This window comes from Endozoicomonas sp. ONNA2 (genome assembly GCF_024606365.1).
In the GTDB taxonomy this organism is placed as follows: domain Bacteria; phylum Pseudomonadota; class Gammaproteobacteria; order Pseudomonadales; family Endozoicomonadaceae; genus Endozoicomonas.
This window is the reverse complement of sequence record NZ_JAHHPO010000759.1, coordinates 1-1,215: the sequence shown is the minus strand read 5'-3', so window position 1 is coordinate 1,215 and position 1,215 is coordinate 1. Positions and strand designations below refer to the sequence as shown.

Sequence of the window (1,215 nt, the reverse complement as noted above, 5' to 3'; positions counted from 1 at the left end):
CATAGTAACTGTCCACTTAGCCAGAAAATATGATTCCATTTGGCCAACTACTTAACGTTTGCCAAGGGATAATTAACCTCGAAATTGATCGTGATCGAAGCAGTTGACTCTCTTGCTCTACGAGGAAAACAGAAGTCGGGAGTTCCGTTAATGACAAGGCATCCCGTCTGCTTCCGGGGTTCGTACCCATGGCTCAAGTGATTGTGCGGGAACAAGGGAGATCCTGAACGTTCAGGCTGAGGCCTGTAAAACCAGACAAGCCTGAAAGCAAGGAGGGTTTGATGACGTTCAGGAAGTAAGACCAGCTGATAGTACTCCGAGGCGGGGAGAGCCCGTCACATGGGAAAGCGGCTGGCGGTATTTGAGCCTTTCCAGGCATGGGTTTCACACCAGAGGGAGTTACGGTCTTCTACACATTGAGAAGGTAAACCAGCTATGGCAACGAAACTGGAAAGGGTAGCAGCAAAATCCCGGAGTAATTCGAAACTCCGTTCCACCAGTTTGGGTCATCACATCACACCGGAAAGTCTTTGCATGAATCTGAATAAAATTCCCGGCAAGACATCACCCGGCGTTGATGGGCTGACAATGGAAGAGACAAAGAAAGGCTTCAGGCAATGGCTTGAACAAACGCTGACGTCTATTCATCGACAGGGGCCTGTCAGTGTCATCTTAAGTAATCTGTATCTGCATTACGTGCTCGACCTTTGGTTTGAGCGCAAGGTTAAGCCCTGTTTAAAAGGGGAAGCCTGGTTAATCAGGTATGTTGACGATTTTGTGGTGTGCTTTCAGCACCGCAGTGATGCGGAACGTTTCATGGAATGTGCTGCCAAGGCGGTTGGGCAAATTTGGTCTGAATCTGGCGCCGGATAAAACCCGGTTGGTTGAGTTCGGACGATTTGCTCATCGGCAAAAGAAGCGGCCAGCAACGGTCTACTTCCCTGGATTTACTCATTACTGCACCCGTAACCGGAAGGGGAACTTTATGGTTGGCCGTAAAACGGAGAAAACACGGCTATGGCGAGGTTTTGAGAAATTGAAGGCGTTGCTGAGGCGAATACATCACCGTTAAGTCGAACATCGCGTAAAGATCTACCTGATTACCACAGATCGTACGTCATGAATCAGCTGCTCTAATAAACGTCGATGGTAATATGTTCTGGAGGTAAAACTGATGTGTAAAAATACCATTCAGTTCCAAAAAGGCATTGGCAT

Annotated in this window: 1 protein-coding gene; it reads left to right on the top strand. The window is 48.0% G+C overall.

The window, feature by feature from the left end; translation table 11 throughout:
• Positions 1–534: 534 nt before the first annotated feature.
• Positions 535–873: a hypothetical protein gene (locus KDK14_RS13515; RefSeq protein ID WP_257265689.1), complete on the top strand. Its 339-nt coding sequence runs from the start codon at positions 535–537 to the stop codon at positions 871–873.
• Positions 874–1,215: the final 342 nt, after the last annotated feature.